Source organism: Streptomyces vietnamensis, from assembly GCF_000830005.1.
In the GTDB taxonomy this organism is placed as follows: Bacteria; Actinomycetota; Actinomycetes; order Streptomycetales; family Streptomycetaceae; genus Streptomyces; species Streptomyces vietnamensis.
The window spans coordinates 4,722,895-4,738,792 of record NZ_CP010407.1 but is presented as its reverse complement, the minus strand read 5'-3'; the positions used below and the strand labels follow the sequence as shown (position 1 = coordinate 4,738,792).

Sequence of the window (15,898 nt, the reverse complement as noted above, 5' to 3'; positions counted from 1 at the left end):
CACCAGCTCGTCTTCCCGTACGGCCCCTGCGGCACGCCCCCCGGTGTGATCCACGTCGCAGGCGCGGGATGTCACGGGCGGAGGCGGCGTCTCGTCTCGGGGACGCGGGCACCCCTCGACTCGACCAAGGAGCTTCACCATGAACATCGCCCTGTGGATCGTCGCCGGACTGATGGCCTTCGTCTGCTTCCTCGGCAGCGCCAAGATGTTCCTGCCGAGGGAGAGGATGGCGGCCCTGGGCGCGTCGGCCCAGTGGGTGCTGGAGTTCAGCCCGGGTGCGCTGAAGGCGATCGGCGCCGTGGAGCTGCTCGCGGCGGCGGGGCTCACCCTGCCCGCCGTACTCGGCATCGCACCGGTCCTGGTGCCGGTGACGGCGACGGGCCTGGTGCTGCTGTTCGTGGGGGCGCTGACGGTGCGGCTGCGGCGGGGGGAGCGGGCGACGATCGCGGGGGACGTGGTCTACCTGGTCCTGTGCCTGTTCCTGGTGTGGGGGCGGTTCGGTCCCGAGGCCTTCGCGGCGTGAGCCCGAGACCTTGCGGCGTGAGCCCCGAGGCCTTCGCGGCGTGAGCGCCTACGATCGGGTCATGACCTCTTCGGGCTCCTCCTCGCGCCTCTCGCTCTGGTCCAGGGACTCGTTCCTGTCCATCGGTTCCGTCGGTTCGACCCTCTCGATCGGTTCGGTCGGGTCGTTCCTCTCCGTCGGCTCGGTCGGCTCCGCCGCCTCGGCGCTGTCCGTCGGATCCTGGGCGAGCGTCGGGTCCCTGCTGTCGGCGCGGTCGTGCTGGTCGGTGCTCTCGTACCGCTCCGGGCGGGGCGTCATGGCGGCGGGCGCGGTCCTCGCGGTCGCGGGAGCGGTCGCGGTGACGGCGGGGGTACGGCGGGGCCGCTGACCGGCCAGAGGGCCCCGGAGGGCCTCAGAGCTCCTCGGCGACACCCGGCCGCAGCCACCGCAGCCGTCCCGCCAGGTCTGGGGCCGCGAAGGCCTCCGTGATGCGGGCCGGGTCCTCCGCGAGGTGGTCCCAGGAGTCGTAGTGGAGCGGGATCACCGTACGGGCGCCGAGGGTACGGGCGAGGGCCGCGCCCTCCGCCGCGCTCATCGAGAACGCGCGGTCGCCGGTCGACGGGAAGTGCGCGTCGCCGAGGTGGAGGAAGGCCGTGTCGATGCGGAAGCGGTCGCCGATCTCCGTCAGGGCGACGTGGCGGACGGTGTCGCCGGAGACGTACAGCGTGCCGCCCTCGTACCCGACGCCCTCGTGCTCAACACCCTCGTACCCGACGCCCTCGTACTCGACGACGAAGCCCGTGACGGGTCCCGTGACGTGTTCGGTGCCCTCCGGGCCGTGCCGGGCGGGGGTGGCCGTGACCGTGACGGTCGTGGCCCCGGCGGTGACCTTCCGGCTCTCCCAGGGCACGAGCCCCTCCGCCCGCCCGCCGAGCCGTTCGGCGGCTTCCGGCGTGGTGAGGACCCGAGCCGCCCGGCCCAGGACCTCGCGACCGGCCAGGTCGAGGTTGTCGAAGTGCTGGTCGTGCGAGAGCAGCACCAGGTCGACGGGCGGGAGTTCGGCGGCGGTCAGCGCGGGCCCGGCATTGCGGTGGAGCGGGCGGGCGCCGGGGTAGTCGGCGGGGGCCGGGTCGAGGGCGGGGTCGGTGAGGAGGGTCAGGTCGCCGATGCGGAGGAGGACGGTCGCGGTACCGAGGTGGGTGGCGGTGACGGCCGCCGGACGGGGACTCACGCGACGGCCTTCGACGCGTCGATCTTGGCCTGGAGGGCGGCCAGGAGGCCCTGGAGGAGCTCGATGGTGACCTCGTCCGTGAGGTTCCCGTCGGCGTCGAAGCGCTCGTGCGAGCGGAAGACGTGGACCTCGGGCTTCACGACGACGTCACTGTCGGTCCAGACGAAGACCTGACGGAGGGCGAGCTGCGCCCGGACGGTGCCGAAGTTGGTGGGCGCGGCGCCGAGGATCGCGACGGGCTTGCGGTGCAGCGGGAGGCCCTCGGTCTTCGTCCAGTCGGTGGAGAGCCAGTCGAGCGCGTTCTTGAGGACGCCGGGGACGGAGTAGTTGAACTCCGGGGTGGCGATGAGCAGTCCGTCCGCCTCCGCGACCCGGCGGCGCAGCTCGTCGACGACGGCCGGCCGCAGTTCGGGGGTGTCGAGGTCCAGGTCGTACGGCGGGATCTCGCGCAGGTCCTCGTAGATCTCGATCTCCTGGCCGCCGGGGTTGAACTTCTGGGCGGCGCGCAGCAGTTGCGTGTTGTGCGAGGTGGCGCGGAGCGAGCCGGAGATGGCGAGGATCGTGGACGCGGTCATGGGAACCCCCCAGTTCGTCGGGTGAGCCGGCGGGTGCCGGACTCGACGCCACCGAAGCTAAACCGATCGGTTCATTCTGTCAACGGAACGGTTCAGTCTTGACAGTGAACTGAATGGTGTAGTTCATTCGAGACATGACCACTCCTCAGCTCACGGGCCGCCGGACCGTCGCCCGCACGGCCCGCCCCTTCCACACCCACGAGGGCGCCGGATTCCCGGTACGCCGCCCGTTCCCCACCGAGGAACTCCCCTTCGTCGACCCCTTCCTGATGATCGATCAGGTCGGGCCGATCGAGCTCGCGCCCGGCGAGGCGAAGGGCGCGCCCCCGCACCCGCACCGGGGCTTCGAGACGATCCAGTACGTCCTCGACGGCGACATCGCGAACGCCGACTCACGCGGCCACCGCGCCGTCGTCCGCGCGGGCGGCGTCCAGTGGCTCACCGCCGGTTCGGGCATCGTCCACGAGGCCCTGCCCACGCCGGAGTTCCTCGCCTCGGGCGGCCGGCAGCACATGCTCCAGATCTGGCTGAACCTCCCCGCCCACCTCAAGGGCGTCCCGCCGCAGAGCCAGAACGCCGAGGCCGCCGACCTGCCGGTGGCCGTCACCCCGGAGGGCGCCGAACTGACCGTCCTCGCCGGGACCAGCCACGGCGTGACCGGCCCCTTCGAGACCCGTACGCCGGTACTCGTCGCCCACGGACGACTCGCGCCGGGAACCCGCGCCGAGTTCACCGTCCCCGCCGGGCACAACGCGATGGTGTACGTGATGCAGGGCGAGGCCACGGTCTCGGGCACCCCCCTCCCGGACGGCCACCTCGCGGTCCTGACCCAGGAGGGGGACGGCTTCACGGTGGAGGCCCCGGAGACGGCGGCCGAGGTCCTGGTCCTGACGGGCGAACCGATCGGCGAACCGGTGGCCCGCAGCGGCCCGTTCGTGATGAACACGGCAGCGGAACTCCGCGAAGCGGAAAGGGACTTCAGGGAGGGCCGAATGGGCCGGATGCCGGTATGAGCAGCCCGTTTGTGGGCAGGCGTTCCGCGGGGCGAGGGGGGTCCCCCCTGCTCGAGCGAAGCCGAGAGCTTGGGGGAGGGTGGGCACAAACGGACCACCGGGCCGCAGACGCCAACACGTCCCAGGCCCCACCGCCCCGGCGCGGCCTCCTGCTCGCGGCTCTCGCCGCCCCCGCCGCAATGGGCGTCTCAGGCCCAAGCCTCGCCCTCCCGGACGCGGCCCACGCCCTGGCCGTCGCCCCGACGGAGGCCGCCTGGCTCATGACGGCCTTCGGCCTGGGCATGGCGCTGGGCACCCCCCTCCTCTCCGCCACCGCCGGACGGCGCCACGGCCCCGCCGGGGTCATCAAAGCCGCGGCCGCCCTCGTGACCGCCGGCGCGCTCCTCATCCTCCTGGCCCCGAACCTCCCCCTGGCGACAGCCGGCCGGGCCCTGGAAGCGGCAGGCGCGGCCGGCCTGAACGTCGCCGCCTTCCAGCTGGCGGGCCGGGACCGCTCGGGCCGGACCCCCGGCCTGGTCGCGATCGGCAGCGCGGCCGGCGGCACCGTGGGCCTGTTCGCGGGGGCGGCGGTGGCGGGGGCGTTCGGCTGGCGCGGGGCCCTGGTCCTCCCGCTCCTGAGCCTGCTCTCGCTGCGCCCGGCGCTCCGCCTCGCGGGAGGGCACCCGTCACAGGACCGGTCGACCCCTCGTACCCCCGGCGGCCTCCCCCTGGACATCCTCCGCAACCGCCGCTTCCTCGCGGCATCCGCGCTGATGCTGGCACTCTCGACCGTCAACTTCGCCCTCCTGTACGCGGCTCCGCGCCGCGTCGCCGCGCTCACCGGCTGGGGCGCGGTGGAGACGGGGGCGGTCGCGTCCGTCGCCGCGCTCGCGGGGGCGCTGCTGTCCTGGCAGCTGGTCCGGGCGGCGCCGAGGCTGGGCCCCGCCCGACTCAAGGCCGTCCTCGCGCTCGGTTCGACGGCGGCGCTCGCACTCGCCGTGACGGCCCCCTGGCCGGCAGCCGTCCTGCTCGGCTCGGGGACCAGCGCGCTCGTCACGGCCGGCGGCCAGGGGCTGCTCACGGGCGCCGCGACCGGGAGCCTGCCGGCGGCCCGCCACGGGCTCGCGATCGGCCTGTTCAACCTGGCGTTCCTGATCGGTGTGGCGGTCGGACCGGCACTCGCGGCCTTTGCAGACCAAACCGTTCAGTTCATATACTGACGGACCCGCCACCACAGCTAAGGACCACCCATGGGAGCCGACGCACAGCAGGCCGCCGACGCGATCGACGAGTACGGCATCCCGATCATCCCGGACCCGGCGGACGCCGCCTCGCGCAAGCGCCAGGCGATCATCGACGCGGCGCTCGCGGAGTTCCTCGCGGAGGGGTACTCGGCGGCGTCGATGGACGCGATCACCCGTGGTTCCGGCGTCTCGAAGGCGACGATCTACAAGCACTTCGGCAGCAAGGAGCGCCTGTTCCTCGCCGTCATCGGCGGCGTCCTGCCGAAGACGTACGCCGATCTGGAGCCCTCCAACTCGACGATCGCCGACGCCCCCGACCTGCGGGCCGCGCTCGTCCGGCTCACCACCGACTGGGCGCGGATCCTGCTGCGCCCGGACATCATGTCGCTGCGGCGCCTGGTCATCGGCGAGATCGACCGCTTCCCGCAGCTCGGCCAGCTCTGGTACCGGGTCAGCTACGACATGAACAACGGCCCGCTGATCGAGGCCTTCACCGAGCTGAACGCGCGCGGCGTCCTCGACGCGCCCGACCCGGCGCTCGCCGTGCAGCAGCTGGTGGCGGCGACGGTGGGCGTGCCGCAGCTCGTCCGTACCTTCTCCCCTGACGCCGAGATCGACGACGCGGAGCTGACGCGGGTGATCAGCTCGGGAGTGGACCTGTTCCTGGCCCGGTACGCACGCTCCTGAGGCTCCGGACCCGGGCGAGGACGAGGAGGGCGAGGGCCCACGACCCCGTCGTCAGGAGCTGGGTGCGGGACGCGGCGTCGCCCAGCATGAACACCAGCACCCCGCCGATCCCCACGAGGGCGACGGCGGCCCGTACGGAAGGGCCGTGCAGCCGCAGGTGGGAGGCGGCGATCAGCGCCCAGACGAGCAGGATCGCGGCGCCGATCGAGTCGAGCAGGAACGGGAAGACCGTACGCGGCCAGAGAAGACTGAGCACGACGGAGACGAACCCGAACGCGGCGGAGGCGAGGACGGCGGCGTACGGGACGCCCGACCGCCGCCCGAGCCGGCCGAGGACGCGGGGCGCGTCGCCGCGCCCGACGAGGGCGTACAGCATGCGGGAGGAACCGTAGATGTTGGCGTTCATGGCGGACAGGAGCGCCACGAGGACGACGGCCTTCATGAGGTCGCCGGCGCCGGGCACGCCGATCCGGTCCATCACGGCGGCGTACGGCCCGTCGGCGACGCCCGGGGCGTCCCACGGTACGAGGGTCACGATGACGGCCATCGAGCCGAGGTAGCAGACGGCGACCCGCCACATCACGGCCCGGACGCCCGCCCGCACGGCGCGGACCGGGTCCTCGCACTCGGCGGCCGCGATGGTCACGGTCTCCAGACCGCCGAAGGCGAAGACGGCGGCGACGAGGCCGACGGCGACGCCGTACCAGCCGTGCGGCAGGAAGCCGCCGTCGCGGAGGAGGTGCCCGGCGCCGGGCGAGGGCGAGCCGGGCATCGTCCCGAGCAGAACGGCCGCCCCGAGCAGCAGGAACCCGCCGATCGCGGCGATCTTCAGGCCGGCGAACCAGAACTCCAGCTCGCCGAAGTTCCGTACGCCGGCGAGGTTGCTCGCCGTGAACACGGTCATGAAGACGGCCACCCAGGCCCAGCCGGGCACGGCGGGCAGCCAGCCGCCGACGATGTGCGCCGCCGCGACGGCCTCGGCGGCGACGCTCACGACGAGCAGCGCCCAGTACATCCAGCCGGCGAGCAGCCCGGCCCACGGCCCGAACGCCCGCCGTGCGTGCTCGGCGAAGGAACCGGTGTCGGGGTGGGCGGCGGACATCTCCCCGAGCATCCGCATGACGAGCACGGTCAGGACCCCGGCGAGGGCGTACGAGACGAGGATCCCGGGCCCGGCGGCCGCGATCCCGACCCCGGACCCGACGAACAGCCCGGCCCCGATGGCCCCACCCAACGCGATCATGGCCAGATGCCGCTGCCGCAGCCCTGCCCCGAGTCCCCGTCCTGCCACGATTCCCCCCGAAATTCAGCCAGTCAGCGCAGGAGCTTGGCCGGTCACCCCCGGGGAAGGCAAGCCGGTTCCGGCCTCCGAGATGTGACGGGACGGGCGGGAGACGCACAGGAACGGCCGGGGCCGGGGCCGACGTTGATGGAAGACCGGTTACCACCTGAATCCCCAGCAGCCGACGCGGACCCCTTGATGGCCGTCCCCTCGGGGCGGCCCCGCGTCACCCCTGTACGACCAGCCGGACCGCGAGGACGACGATCAGCGTGCTCGACGCGAGCGCCGTGCCGAGGCGGCCCCGGGGGCCCGTCAGGGTCCGGCCGAGGAGCGTGCCGCCGAGGGCGAGGAACAGCTGCCAGCTGGCGGAGGCGACGAGCGCGGCGAGGACGAAGGCGGTGCGGTCGACGGGGGTGGCGGGCGCGGAGGGGCCCGTGGCGAGGATGAGGGCGGCGAAGTAGATCACCGTCATGGGGTTGAGGGTCGTGATCCCCAGGAAGGTGAGGTACGCGCGCCCCGGCGTGAGCGTGCCCCCGTCGTCGCGGGAGGCGAGCCCGCCCGTACGGTACGCGGCGAGCGCCATCCACCCGGCCCGTACCGCGAGCACCGCGAGCACGACGGCGGACGCCCACCGCAGCGGGGTCATCACCGGGGCGAGTACGGGGACGAGCGCGGAGCCGCCGGCCACGGCGAGCAGGGCGTAGACCCCGTCGGCCGTGGCGACGCCGAGGGCCGCGCCGGCGCCCGTACGCCAGCCGTTGCGGGCCGTGACGGCCACGAGGTAGGCGCCGACCCCGCCGACCGGGATCGCGATGCCGTAGCCGGCCAGCAGGCCGGCCACCAGGGCGGCCGTCACGCGACGGCGGGGATCGCGCCTCCGGGGGAGCCGGGCTGCTGCTGTCGGCGGTAGTCCGCGCCGTCCTTCGTACGGGCGAGGAACCCGCCGATCACCAGATACCGGCGCAACGCCGAGAAGTCCTCGTGGACGGTCTTCAGGGCCTCGTTGACCTCGGCCTCGCGGTAGGTCCGGCCGGCCTCGAACAGCGTCTCGGCGAGGTGCGCGAGGAGCGCCTCGCGGCGGGCGGGCCTGCGCGGGATCGCCTGGAGACGCCCGTCGGCGGAGAACAGGTCCGCGACGGGGCGGGCGGCGGGGGGACTGGTCATGCTGGTCATGCCCGAGAGCGTGGCGCCCCGCACCCCCGCCCGGCAATGGGTTTTCGGCACGCTCGACGCGTTCGGCTCGCTCGGCACGCTCGACGCGCTCGACGCGCTCGACGCGCTCGACGCGCTCGGCACGCTCGACGCGTTCAGCGCGTTCAGCGCGTGACGACGTTCACGGCCTGCTGCACGCGCGGGATGATCTGCGGGGTCCCGGTCTGCTCGAAGATCGGCCGGGCCTTCTCCACGAACGCGAGGAAGTCCTCCTCCGACTCGAAGAAGTCCGTGATCCGCCACCCACCGGTCCCGTCCGGCCCGGACGCGTGCGCGATGAACCCGGCCGGCGGGAACCACTCGGCGGCCTGGATCAGCCGCGTGGTCTCCTCGTACTGCTCCTGGGTCCCGCCGGGAATCTCGACGGTGACGACGACGCCCTTGCGCATGGCTCTGCTCCTGTACGTCCGGGAAGGGATCCCGACCAGCAGACCAGCCGCCCCCGCCCCACGCACGACGACGGCGCCCGTTCGAGCGAGCCGGGCGGGGCCGGTTCATCGGCGTGGACCTCCGCACGGGCGAGGGGCTCGTCCCGGCACTGGCGGGCGCCGGACCGGCCGCGGTGGCGCGTCGGATCACCACTGGCTGATCAGTGGCGTGTCCGGTCCGTGCTGCCGCCAGGCTCCGGTGAGGCGTACGAGGCGGGTGGGGGCGGCGATGCCCCGCACGGTTGCGATCCTGCCGCCTGCGATGTCGAACGTCACGGCGCCGATGACCTGGTCGCCGAGCACGAAGAGGATGGCCGGGGCGCCGTTGACGAGGGCGTAGTGGACGCCGGGCGTGCCGCCGACAAGTCGCCGTTTCGCGGGTGTGGGCCGGAAGCCGGCCCGTGCCATGGCGGCGACGCGTTGCGGAGTGTCGTACCGCAGCAGCCTCTCGGCCGGGCCCGCGCCGTTGGAGTCCGAGATCGCGGTCGCGTCATCGGTGAGCAGCGCCACCAACCGTTCGGTGCGGCCCGAGGAGGCGGCTGCGAGGAATTCCTCGACGATCCTGCGGGCGGTCGCCGGGTCGACTTCGCCACTGCCGCCGCGGCGGGCGGCGGCGATGCGGCGGCGGGCGCGGTGGAGGCGCTGCTGGCTTGCGGACTCGGTGATGTCGAGGATCTCGGCGATCTCGGGGTGGTTGTAGGAGAACGCCTCGCGCAGGATGTAGACGGCCCGTTCGAGGGGTGAGAGGCGCTCCATGACGGTCAGCACGGCCAGGGAGACCGATTCGCGCTGCTCGAACGTGTCGGCCGGGCCGAGCATCGGGTCGCCGTCGAGGAGCGGTTCGGGCAGCCAGGCGCCGACGGTACGTTCGCGGCGGGCCTGTGCCGAGCGGAGCCGGTCGAGGCACAGGTTGGTGAGGACCTTGGTCAGCCATGCTTCCGGCACCTTGATCCGCTGCCGGTCGGCGGCCTGCCAGTGCAGGAACGTGTCCTGTACGGCGTCTTCGGCGTCGGTGGCGGAGCCCAGCAGCCGGTACGCCAGCGAGGCCAGCCGGTTCCGGCTGGCCTCGAACCGGCCGGTGTCGAAGCGATCGGTTGCGGTGCTGTCCACGCGGATCACCCTAGGCGGCTATGCGACCGCCTTCTCGGCGGACACGTCCGGCGCGGCGGGCACGGGGGCCGCGGCGGCCAGGCGGTGCTTGCGCCTGGGCAGGCCGAACGTCGGGTGCGAGTTGGCCCACAGCGACATCCTGAGGATGCCTGCCTTGATCCGCGCGGCCTTCCGGCCTCCCACGTACTTCGGCTTGGCCAGCCCTTCGTCGTCGACCATCTGCAGGATTCCGTCGCGCCGCCCGAGGCTGATGTGGTTGCCCGGGTACTCCAGCTTGGTGTTCGGGACCTTCCGGCCGGTCAGGCGTCCGACGATCGCGGCCGTGGCCTGCATGCCGGTGTAGCCGGCCGAAGCGCAGGACATCGGCAGCGGCCGGCCGTTGTCGCGGACGGCATGGGCGCTGTCGCCGACGGCGTAGACGTTCGGGTACGAGACGGACCGCATGGTGCGGTCGACGACGATCCGGCCGTCCTCGGTGACCTCGAGACCGCCGGCGGCGGCGATGGGGTCGACCGCGAACCCGGCCGTCCACACGGTCGCGTCGGACGCCAGAGCGGTGCCGTCCGCGCACAGCACCCGCGCCGCTTCGACGGCTTCGACCTCGGTGTGCTCCAGGACGGTGACACCCAGCCGGTCGCAGGCCCGGCGCAGGTGGCCGCGGGCCCCGGCGGAGAGCCGGGCGCCCAGTTCGCCACGGGCGACCAGCGCAACCGACAGGCCGGGCCGGGATTCGGCGATCTCGGTGGCGGTCTCGATACCCGTCAGCCCGTCGCCGACGACCAGCACGCTTCCGCCTTCGTCCCGCCCGCTCAGGCTGTCCAGGCGCTCGCGCAGGCGCAGCGCCGAGGGCCGACTGGCGATGTCGAAGGCGTGCTCGGCCACGCCGGGGAGGCCGTGGTCGGCGCCGTGGCTGCCGAGCGCGTAGAGGAGCGTGTCGTAGCCGATCTCGCCGCCGCCGTCGGCGTCGGCCACTGCGACGACCTGGCGCTCGGGGTCGACGGCGGTGACACGGGCCAGGCGCAGCCGTATCCCCGTGCCGGCGAAGACGTCGGTGAGCTTCGGGGCCTCGATCTCCTGGCCGGCCGCGAGCTGGTGCAGCCGCAGCCGCTGGACGAAGTCCGGCTCGGCGTTGACCACGGTGATCTCGGTGTCCGCCGGGGACAGCCGACGGGCCAGGGTCCCGGCCGTGTAGGCCCCGGCATAGCCGGCGCCGAGGACGACGATGCGGTGCTTCATGTGATGCTCCCGTCGGTTCGCTTGCTCCCTGTCGGTGACTTGAGCGGAACAGCGACTCGATCCCTGACAAGAACCACGTGTGATGCGGGTCACAGGACGGCAGGGGCGCCACCTGGCGATGCCCACGACGGCAAGACGGCGCAGACGGCGAGGCGGCGCAGACGGCGCAGACGGCGCAGACGGCGCAGACGGCGCAGACGGCGCAGACGGCGCAGACGGCAAGACGACACGAATGCGGGCCGAGCAGAACAAGGCGCGCGGTCGGGGTCCGAGAGCCCCGACCGCGCGCCCGCCCCGTGTCACACCGCGGCGAGCCGGTCCACCAGCAGTTCCACCCGCCACTCGGTGTGCTCCGGCGGCAGCCGGCCCGCGCGGGTCAGGGTGGCCAGGCCGTGCAGGGCCGCCCAGAACGTCTCGGTGAACAGGCCCGGGTGGACGCCGTCCCCGGCGACCTCTTCGAGGGTCTCCATCAGGGCGGCGAAGGCGTCCTTCAGCGGTTCGGGGGTGTCCTCGTGCGCGAAGGCCAGGCCGCCGTCGAGCTGGAAGATGGCGTCGTAGACCGCCGGGTTGCGGGCGGCGAAGTCGAGGTAGGCGCGGGCCAGGGCGGCGACCCGGGCGCGCGGGCCGTCCGCGGCCGAGGTCGCGACCCGTACCGCCGCGGCCAGTTCGGCGGCGCCCTGGAGGGCGACGGCGCCGATGATCTCGCGCTTGCCGCGGAAGTGGCTGTAGAGGACGGGCTGGCTGTATTCGATGCGCTCGGCGAGCCGGCGGGTGGTGACCGCGTCCCAGCCCTGCTGCTCGGCGAGTTCACGGGCGGTGGCCACGATGAGGCGTTCGCGGTCCGCCCGTTCGCGCTGCTTGCGTTCCTGTACCGACATGATTCGATCCTAGCACCGCTAGACAATCGAGCGGCAGCAGTACTAGCGTTGCCTCATCAGCTAGCAACGCTAGATCCCGGGAGGGGCGTCATGCTCAGCGCACTGCAGGTCTTCACCACCGTCACCGTCGGCCTGATGGTGGGGGTGGAGTTCTCCGTCCTCTTCGTCATCAACCGGATCCTCGACGCGCTCCCCGAGGACAGCCGCCAGCTCGGCCACGCCCACGGCGGCCGGATGCTCGGCGCCCTGATGCCGTTCTGGTACATCGGCTCGCTCGTCCTCGCCGCCGTCTGGGCCGTCGCCGGATGGCACGACCAGGGCGTCGGCCTCGTCGTCACCGCCGCCGGACTGCTCGTCGTCAGCGTGCTCATGTCGGTGCTGCTGCTCGTCCCGATCAACAACCGGAACAAGACCTGGACCCCCGAGAACCGGCCCGCCGACTGGAAGGAGCAGCTGCGCCGCTGGGAGCGCTACCACTACGCCCGCGTCGCCGTCATCATCGCCGCCTTCACCCTGCTGGTCACCGCCCTCGTCTGAGGCCTCGGGCCCCATCCGTCTCCGCAAGCTCCACGAAGCCCACCAAGCCGACGAAGACTCGCAAGGAGAAGAACCGTGTCGCTGAAGAAGATCAACACCGTCCTGGCCGCCGCCTTCATCCTCTTCATCCTCTGGTTCGGGACGGAGTACATCCTGAGCCCGGAGACGGTCGCGCCGGGCTACGGCCTGCCGACCTGGCCGTCCGGCGACGGCGACGGCTTCCTGGTCGTCAAGGGAATCCGCGACGTCGTCCTGGCCCTGGTCCTGGGCGTCCTGCTGGTGACGGGCCACCGCCGGGCACTGGGCTGGGCGCTGCTGGTGGAGGCCTTCGCCGCGTACGGCGACATGGCCAACGTGCTGGCCCACCACGGCTCCGTGGCCATCGCGTTCGGCGTCCACTGCCTGACCGCGACGGCGATGGTGGTCAACGGCCTGCTGATCCTGCGCGAGACCCGCAAGGCCGCGACCGCTCAGGGGGCGCCCGCCCCGCAGCCCGCCTAGAGCGGACGTCGCCACTCGGTTGGCCGGCCTCGCCACCACCCCCAGAAGCCCGCGAAGCCGGGTCACCCCGCAGCCCCCCGCCGGAGCGCTTCGGCCAGCCGGGCAGCCACGTCGGCGCGCACCCGGCCCAGCTCCACGAGCTTCAAGGCCGGAGACCCGAGGTCGACTCCCAGCGACGGCAGGACGACCCCGACCCCGGCCAGCGCTTCCCGCAGGGACTCCATCGATACGAACGGGTCCACCTCGTGCAGTTCCTTCGTCGTCATGAACTCGACGCTAGGGATGAGGGTTTGCTCGGCGGTACGCTGTTTTCTCGTATTTGCTCGACAGGTGGACCGGGTTGCTCGTGTTTTCTCCTGGACTCCGGCTGAAACCGTAGTGCCGAGCCGGACCGCCGACCAGGCTGTTGGATCGACACCCCTGGAAGGGAGAGCGCCCATGGCACGCCAGTTGCGCTTCACCGGTACCGACAGCAAGATCGACGGCTGCCCCGCCCTGCACACGGACGAGGGCACCGGCGAGATCATCGTTCAAGGCACGCCCATCACCGACCCGGCAGATCTCGCGCAGCTCCAGCACTTCGGGCCGGACGAGGCGGCGGTGGCCGTGCCGCGCGAACTGCTCGTGAACTGGGCGCCGAAGGAGATGAAGCGCGTGCCGGAGCTGGTCGACCGGGACACCTTCCGCCGTCTCTTCGAGACCTTCGAGCACACCGCCTGGCGGCTGGAGACGCGGCGCGGCTACGCGTCGGACCGACAGGACCCCGACTATCAGGCGTTCCTGGCCACCGGCTCCTCGCCCTGCGACCCCACCGAGCCCTGGTTCGTGAACATCCGCGCCCAGGTGGACGCGGGCAAGACGGTCGGCCGGGTCCGGATCGCCGACCGCCCGCCGACCACCGAGCAGCTGTTCCTGCTCGACTACTCCCGGCACAACGCGGCCTCCGGCGAGGACATCCGCTACCTGTGGCGCGAGGACGCGGCCGGCCTGCCCGCCGAGGACTTCTGGATCTTCGACTCGCGGATCGTCGCCCTGCTCCACTTCGACGACGAGGACAACATGCTCGGCATCGAGCTGATCACCGAACCGGCGGCGGTCGTCCGGTACTGCGTCGCCCGTGACGCGGCCATGCACCACGCCGTGCCGTACGACCGGTTCGCCGCGCAGGTGGCTGCGACCGACTAGTGGCTACCGACTACCAGCAGGCACGGGAGGCGTTGGGCGCGCGGCTGCGTGAACTGCGTTTCTCGTGCCCTGGTGGTCGGCTGACGGGCCAGCAACTCGCCCGGCGGCTCGGCTGGCAGGGCTCCAAGGTCAGCAAGCTGGAGAACGGGAAACAGACGGCCTCACCCGAGGACCTGCGGGCGTGGGCCGACGCGACCGAGCAGCCGGACGCGTACCCGGAACTGGCCGCCAGGCTGGCCGGATTCGAGTCGCACATCCGGTCATGGCGCAGGGCTCTGGCGAACGGCTTCAAGCCCATGAACGAGGGGCTCACCGCCGAGATCAACCGCACCTCGAACATCTGGGTGTGGGAAGAGGCCGTGGTCCCCGGGCTGATGCAGACCCCCGAGTACGCGCGCCACGTCGTCCAGCGGTACGCGGACCTGCTGAACGTCACCAAGGGCGTCGAGGACGCCGTACGCGCTCGCGCCCAGCGCCAGGAGTGGCTGTACCAGCCCGGCCGCAAGCTGCGCGTACTGATGTGGGAGGCCGCGTTGCGCTCGCTGATCTGCCCGCCCTCCGTGCTGGCCGCCCAGCTCGACCGCCTCACCGGCATGATCGGCATGGACACGGTCGAGCTGGGCGTCGTGCCGTTCACGGCACCGATGAAGATCGTCCCCGCCAACGGCTTCTGGGTCCTGGACGACCGGCTGGTGGTCGCGGAGGACTGGCACGCCGAGCTGTGGCTGGACGACGCCGACAACATCGCCTTGTACCGGAAGGTCTGGAAGACCCTTCGCGAGTCGGCGGTGTACGGGGCCGACGCCAACAACGTCATCAACTCGGCGCGGCGCGAACTGGGTTCCCGCTGACGGCCGGAGCCGGAGGGCGCTTCACTCGTACGGGGGTTCTTCGTGCGGTGTGTCGGTCTGGACACGGTTTGCGCTGTACGTTCACGCAAAACGGCCCCCGTCGATGGTTCGCACCCATCGGCGAGGGCCTGAACCACTAGTGGAAAGCGACTCCACACCGTGATCTACCGGCACTTTAACGCGCCCTCGCGCGGCTTCACCCAGTTCTCGCACGACATCATCCGGCATCCCCGGCTCTCCTCCGACGCCGTCCGCCTCCTGACCTGGCAGCTCTCCCTCCCCCACGGCGCCCGCGAATCCCTCTCCCGCACCGCCGAACGCGCCCGGATCGGGGGATCCGCCTTCATCCGCGCCAAGCGTCAGCTCAAGGAGGAAGGCTTCGTCCACGAACGGCGGGTCCAGGGACCCGGCGGACATTGGTCCACCCAACAGCTCGTCTCCAGCACCCCGTTGACCGCCGACCAGGCCGCCAAACTCCTCGCCCGGGAACCCGTACCCGCGTCTTCCCAGGCCGCACCGACTCCCCGGAAACCGGCCGTCGGTCAGCCGACGGCCCCGCCGACCGGCGGTCATCCAAAGAAAGACCGCCAGGAGGACACCTCCAACCTTCCCCCGGAAGCCACGGAGGAGGCGTCGCCTCGTCTTGACGACGCCCGCGCCCTCGTCGGCGCACTCCCCCTCCTCTCCCCCACCCTCCGCCACATCCCGCCCGGCATGCGCGACGAACTCGCCCACCTCGCCGCCCGCTGGCTCGACGCCGGCCACACCTCCACCGACGTCCACGAACACATCCTGCGCGGCCTTCCCGGCGCCGCGACCCCCGTACACCGGCCCGGCGGCCTCGTCCGCTACCTCCTGCGCGACGTACCCCGCCGCGAGCTGCCCTCCCTGGTCTCCTCCGGGCCGCGGATCTCCGCCCGCCTCGAAGGTGCCCGTGAGTGCGCCGGTCGCCATACCCAGACGACACTGTTCCGGCCCCTCGGCGACGAGACGCACTGCGCCGCCTGCGTACCGCAGACCGTCGACGACACTGCGGGTCCGTACGTCGCCTAGGGGTGTTCGGCGGATCATCGCCTCGTACGCTCGGGTCCATGCACGCCACCCTGACGGATCACGCCCGATGCCTTTTCGGGGACGAGTACCGGCCGACGCCGCCGTGCGACCGTCAGCACGATGAGGACTTCTTCATCGAGGAGCTGACGTTCGCCGACGCCGACGCGATCCTGGCCATGCTGCGGGAACTGTGCCCGAACTTGGTCGACGGGTACCTGCCCGTGCGGATCCGTAACCTCGCGTATCGACTCGTCCTCCTTCAACGGCCGGACGAACCGGCGCTGATGAGGGAGGCAGCGGGCAGCCTTTATCTTCACGGACCCGACTGGGACGACATCGCCGCCGATCTTGAACGACGGGCCGACGTTCTGGATGCGGCAGCCTAGGTTCGGCC

The 15,898-nt window shown here is 72.3% G+C and carries 22 protein-coding genes; 12 read left to right on the top strand and 10 right to left on the bottom strand.

Annotated features, from left to right (window positions below; all coding sequences use genetic code 11):
* Positions 1-139 precede the first annotated feature (139 nt).
* Positions 140-523 carry a DoxX family protein gene (locus SVTN_RS21295; protein WP_041130536.1) on the top strand — a complete coding sequence of 128 codons (384 nt, stop codon included), beginning with the start codon at positions 140-142 and terminating at the stop codon, positions 521-523.
* Between the two features lie 61 nt (positions 524-584).
* Positions 585-890 carry a hypothetical protein gene (locus SVTN_RS42210; protein ID WP_078908777.1) on the top strand — a complete coding sequence of 102 codons (306 nt, stop codon included), beginning with the start codon at positions 585-587 and terminating at the stop codon, positions 888-890.
* A gap of 24 nt (positions 891-914) precedes the next feature.
* On the opposite strand, the gene SVTN_RS21285 is transcribed toward SVTN_RS42210, so the two are convergent.
* Both SVTN_RS21285 and SVTN_RS21280 read right to left on the bottom strand, forming a co-directional pair.
* Positions 915-1,733, bottom strand: coding sequence for an MBL fold metallo-hydrolase (locus tag SVTN_RS21285; protein ID WP_041130534.1), 819 nt, complete (start codon positions 1,731-1,733; stop codon positions 915-917).
* On the bottom strand, positions 1,730-2,308 hold the full coding sequence (locus SVTN_RS21280) for an NADPH-dependent FMN reductase (RefSeq protein ID WP_041130533.1): 579 nt from the start codon (positions 2,306-2,308) through the stop codon (positions 1,730-1,732). The genes SVTN_RS21285 and SVTN_RS21280 overlap by 4 nt, the downstream gene beginning before the upstream one ends.
* Positions 2,309-2,442: 134 nt before the next feature.
* On the opposite strand from SVTN_RS21280, the gene SVTN_RS21275 reads away from it, so the two are divergent.
* The 3 genes from SVTN_RS21275 to SVTN_RS21265 are packed head-to-tail and all read left to right on the top strand — an operon-like array spanning position 2,443 to position 5,231.
* Positions 2,443-3,321 carry a pirin family protein gene (locus tag SVTN_RS21275; protein ID WP_041130532.1) on the top strand — a complete coding sequence of 293 codons (879 nt, stop codon included), beginning with the start codon at positions 2,443-2,445 and terminating at the stop codon, positions 3,319-3,321.
* Entirely contained in the window at positions 3,318-4,520 is a 1,203-nt protein-coding gene (locus tag SVTN_RS21270; protein ID WP_078908435.1) for an MFS transporter, read from the top strand. Before SVTN_RS21275 ends, SVTN_RS21270 begins: the two co-directional genes overlap by 4 nt.
* 30 nt (positions 4,521-4,550) lie before the next feature.
* Positions 4,551-5,231 carry a TetR/AcrR family transcriptional regulator gene (locus SVTN_RS21265; protein ID WP_041130530.1) on the top strand — a complete coding sequence of 227 codons (681 nt, stop codon included), beginning with the start codon at positions 4,551-4,553 and terminating at the stop codon, positions 5,229-5,231.
* Here SVTN_RS21265 and SVTN_RS21260 read toward each other — a convergent pair.
* The 3 genes from SVTN_RS21260 to SVTN_RS21250 form a co-directional block, all read right to left on the bottom strand.
* A complete protein-coding gene (locus SVTN_RS21260) occupies positions 5,185-6,474 on the bottom strand; it encodes an amino acid permease (RefSeq protein ID WP_052499232.1) in 1,290 nt (429 codons plus the stop codon). The genes SVTN_RS21265 and SVTN_RS21260 overlap by 47 nt on opposite strands.
* A 265-nt stretch (positions 6,475-6,739) precedes the next feature.
* The gene (locus tag SVTN_RS21255) at positions 6,740-7,369 is read right to left on the bottom strand and encodes a LysE/ArgO family amino acid transporter (protein ID WP_041130529.1); all 630 of its coding nucleotides are present in this window, start codon (positions 7,367-7,369) and stop codon (positions 6,740-6,742) included.
* Positions 7,366-7,686 carry a DUF2087 domain-containing protein gene (locus tag SVTN_RS21250; protein WP_245727605.1) on the bottom strand — a complete coding sequence of 107 codons (321 nt, stop codon included), beginning with the start codon at positions 7,684-7,686 and terminating at the stop codon, positions 7,366-7,368. Before SVTN_RS21250 ends, SVTN_RS21255 begins: the two co-directional genes overlap by 4 nt.
* On the opposite strand from SVTN_RS21250, the gene SVTN_RS44340 reads away from it, so the two are divergent.
* Positions 7,676-7,840: a hypothetical protein gene (locus tag SVTN_RS44340; protein ID WP_159026487.1), complete on the top strand. Its 165-nt coding sequence runs from the start codon at positions 7,676-7,678 to the stop codon at positions 7,838-7,840. The two genes, SVTN_RS21250 and SVTN_RS44340, sit on opposite strands and share 11 nt — an antisense overlap.
* On the opposite strand, the gene SVTN_RS21245 is transcribed toward SVTN_RS44340, so the two are convergent.
* The 4 genes from SVTN_RS21245 to SVTN_RS21230 all read right to left on the bottom strand — a co-directional run bounded on the left by SVTN_RS21245 (position 7,830) and on the right by SVTN_RS21230 (position 11,377).
* Positions 7,830-8,114, bottom strand: a complete 285-nt coding sequence (locus SVTN_RS21245; RefSeq protein WP_041130528.1) for a hypothetical protein — start codon at positions 8,112-8,114, stop codon at positions 7,830-7,832. The two genes, SVTN_RS44340 and SVTN_RS21245, sit on opposite strands and share 11 nt — an antisense overlap.
* Before the next feature lie 186 nt (positions 8,115-8,300).
* Positions 8,301-9,263: a sigma-70 family RNA polymerase sigma factor gene (locus SVTN_RS21240; RefSeq protein ID WP_174518273.1), complete on the bottom strand. Its 963-nt coding sequence runs from the start codon at positions 9,261-9,263 to the stop codon at positions 8,301-8,303.
* 18 nt (positions 9,264-9,281) lie between these two features.
* Positions 9,282-10,499, bottom strand: coding sequence for an NAD(P)/FAD-dependent oxidoreductase (locus tag SVTN_RS21235; protein WP_041130526.1), 1,218 nt, complete (start codon positions 10,497-10,499; stop codon positions 9,282-9,284).
* Positions 10,500-10,798: 299 nt separating this feature from the next.
* The gene (locus tag SVTN_RS21230; RefSeq protein WP_041130525.1) at positions 10,799-11,377 is read right to left on the bottom strand and encodes a TetR/AcrR family transcriptional regulator; all 579 of its coding nucleotides are present in this window, start codon (positions 11,375-11,377) and stop codon (positions 10,799-10,801) included.
* 90 nt (positions 11,378-11,467) lie between these two features.
* Between SVTN_RS21230 and SVTN_RS21225 the strand changes: the two genes are divergently transcribed.
* On the top strand, positions 11,468-11,914 hold the full coding sequence (locus tag SVTN_RS21225; protein WP_041130524.1) for an anthrone oxygenase family protein: 447 nt from the start codon (positions 11,468-11,470) through the stop codon (positions 11,912-11,914).
* Between the two features lie 75 nt (positions 11,915-11,989).
* On the top strand, positions 11,990-12,415 hold the full coding sequence (locus SVTN_RS21220; protein ID WP_041130523.1) for a DUF4267 domain-containing protein: 426 nt from the start codon (positions 11,990-11,992) through the stop codon (positions 12,413-12,415).
* Positions 12,416-12,477: 62 nt separating this feature from the next.
* Here SVTN_RS21220 and SVTN_RS21215 read toward each other — a convergent pair whose 3' ends face one another.
* Positions 12,478-12,681, bottom strand: a complete 204-nt coding sequence (locus SVTN_RS21215) for a hypothetical protein (RefSeq protein ID WP_041130522.1) — start codon at positions 12,679-12,681, stop codon at positions 12,478-12,480.
* A gap of 172 nt (positions 12,682-12,853) precedes the next feature.
* Between SVTN_RS21215 and SVTN_RS21210 the strand changes: the two genes are divergently transcribed.
* The 4 genes from SVTN_RS21210 (at position 12,854) to SVTN_RS21195 (ending at position 15,890) form a co-directional block, all read left to right on the top strand.
* A complete protein-coding gene (locus SVTN_RS21210) occupies positions 12,854-13,600 on the top strand; it encodes a DUF6879 family protein (RefSeq protein WP_041130521.1) in 747 nt (248 codons plus the stop codon).
* Entirely contained in the window at positions 13,600-14,451 is an 852-nt protein-coding gene (locus tag SVTN_RS21205; protein WP_041130520.1) for a helix-turn-helix domain-containing protein, read from the top strand. The genes SVTN_RS21210 and SVTN_RS21205 overlap by 1 nt, the downstream gene beginning before the upstream one ends.
* Positions 14,452-14,610: 159 nt before the next feature.
* Entirely contained in the window at positions 14,611-15,504 is an 894-nt protein-coding gene (locus tag SVTN_RS21200) for a hypothetical protein (protein WP_052499231.1), read from the top strand.
* A 38-nt stretch (positions 15,505-15,542) separates the two neighbouring features.
* Positions 15,543-15,890: a hypothetical protein gene (locus SVTN_RS21195; RefSeq protein ID WP_041130519.1), complete on the top strand. Its 348-nt coding sequence runs from the start codon at positions 15,543-15,545 to the stop codon at positions 15,888-15,890.
* Positions 15,891-15,898 lie beyond the last annotated feature (8 nt).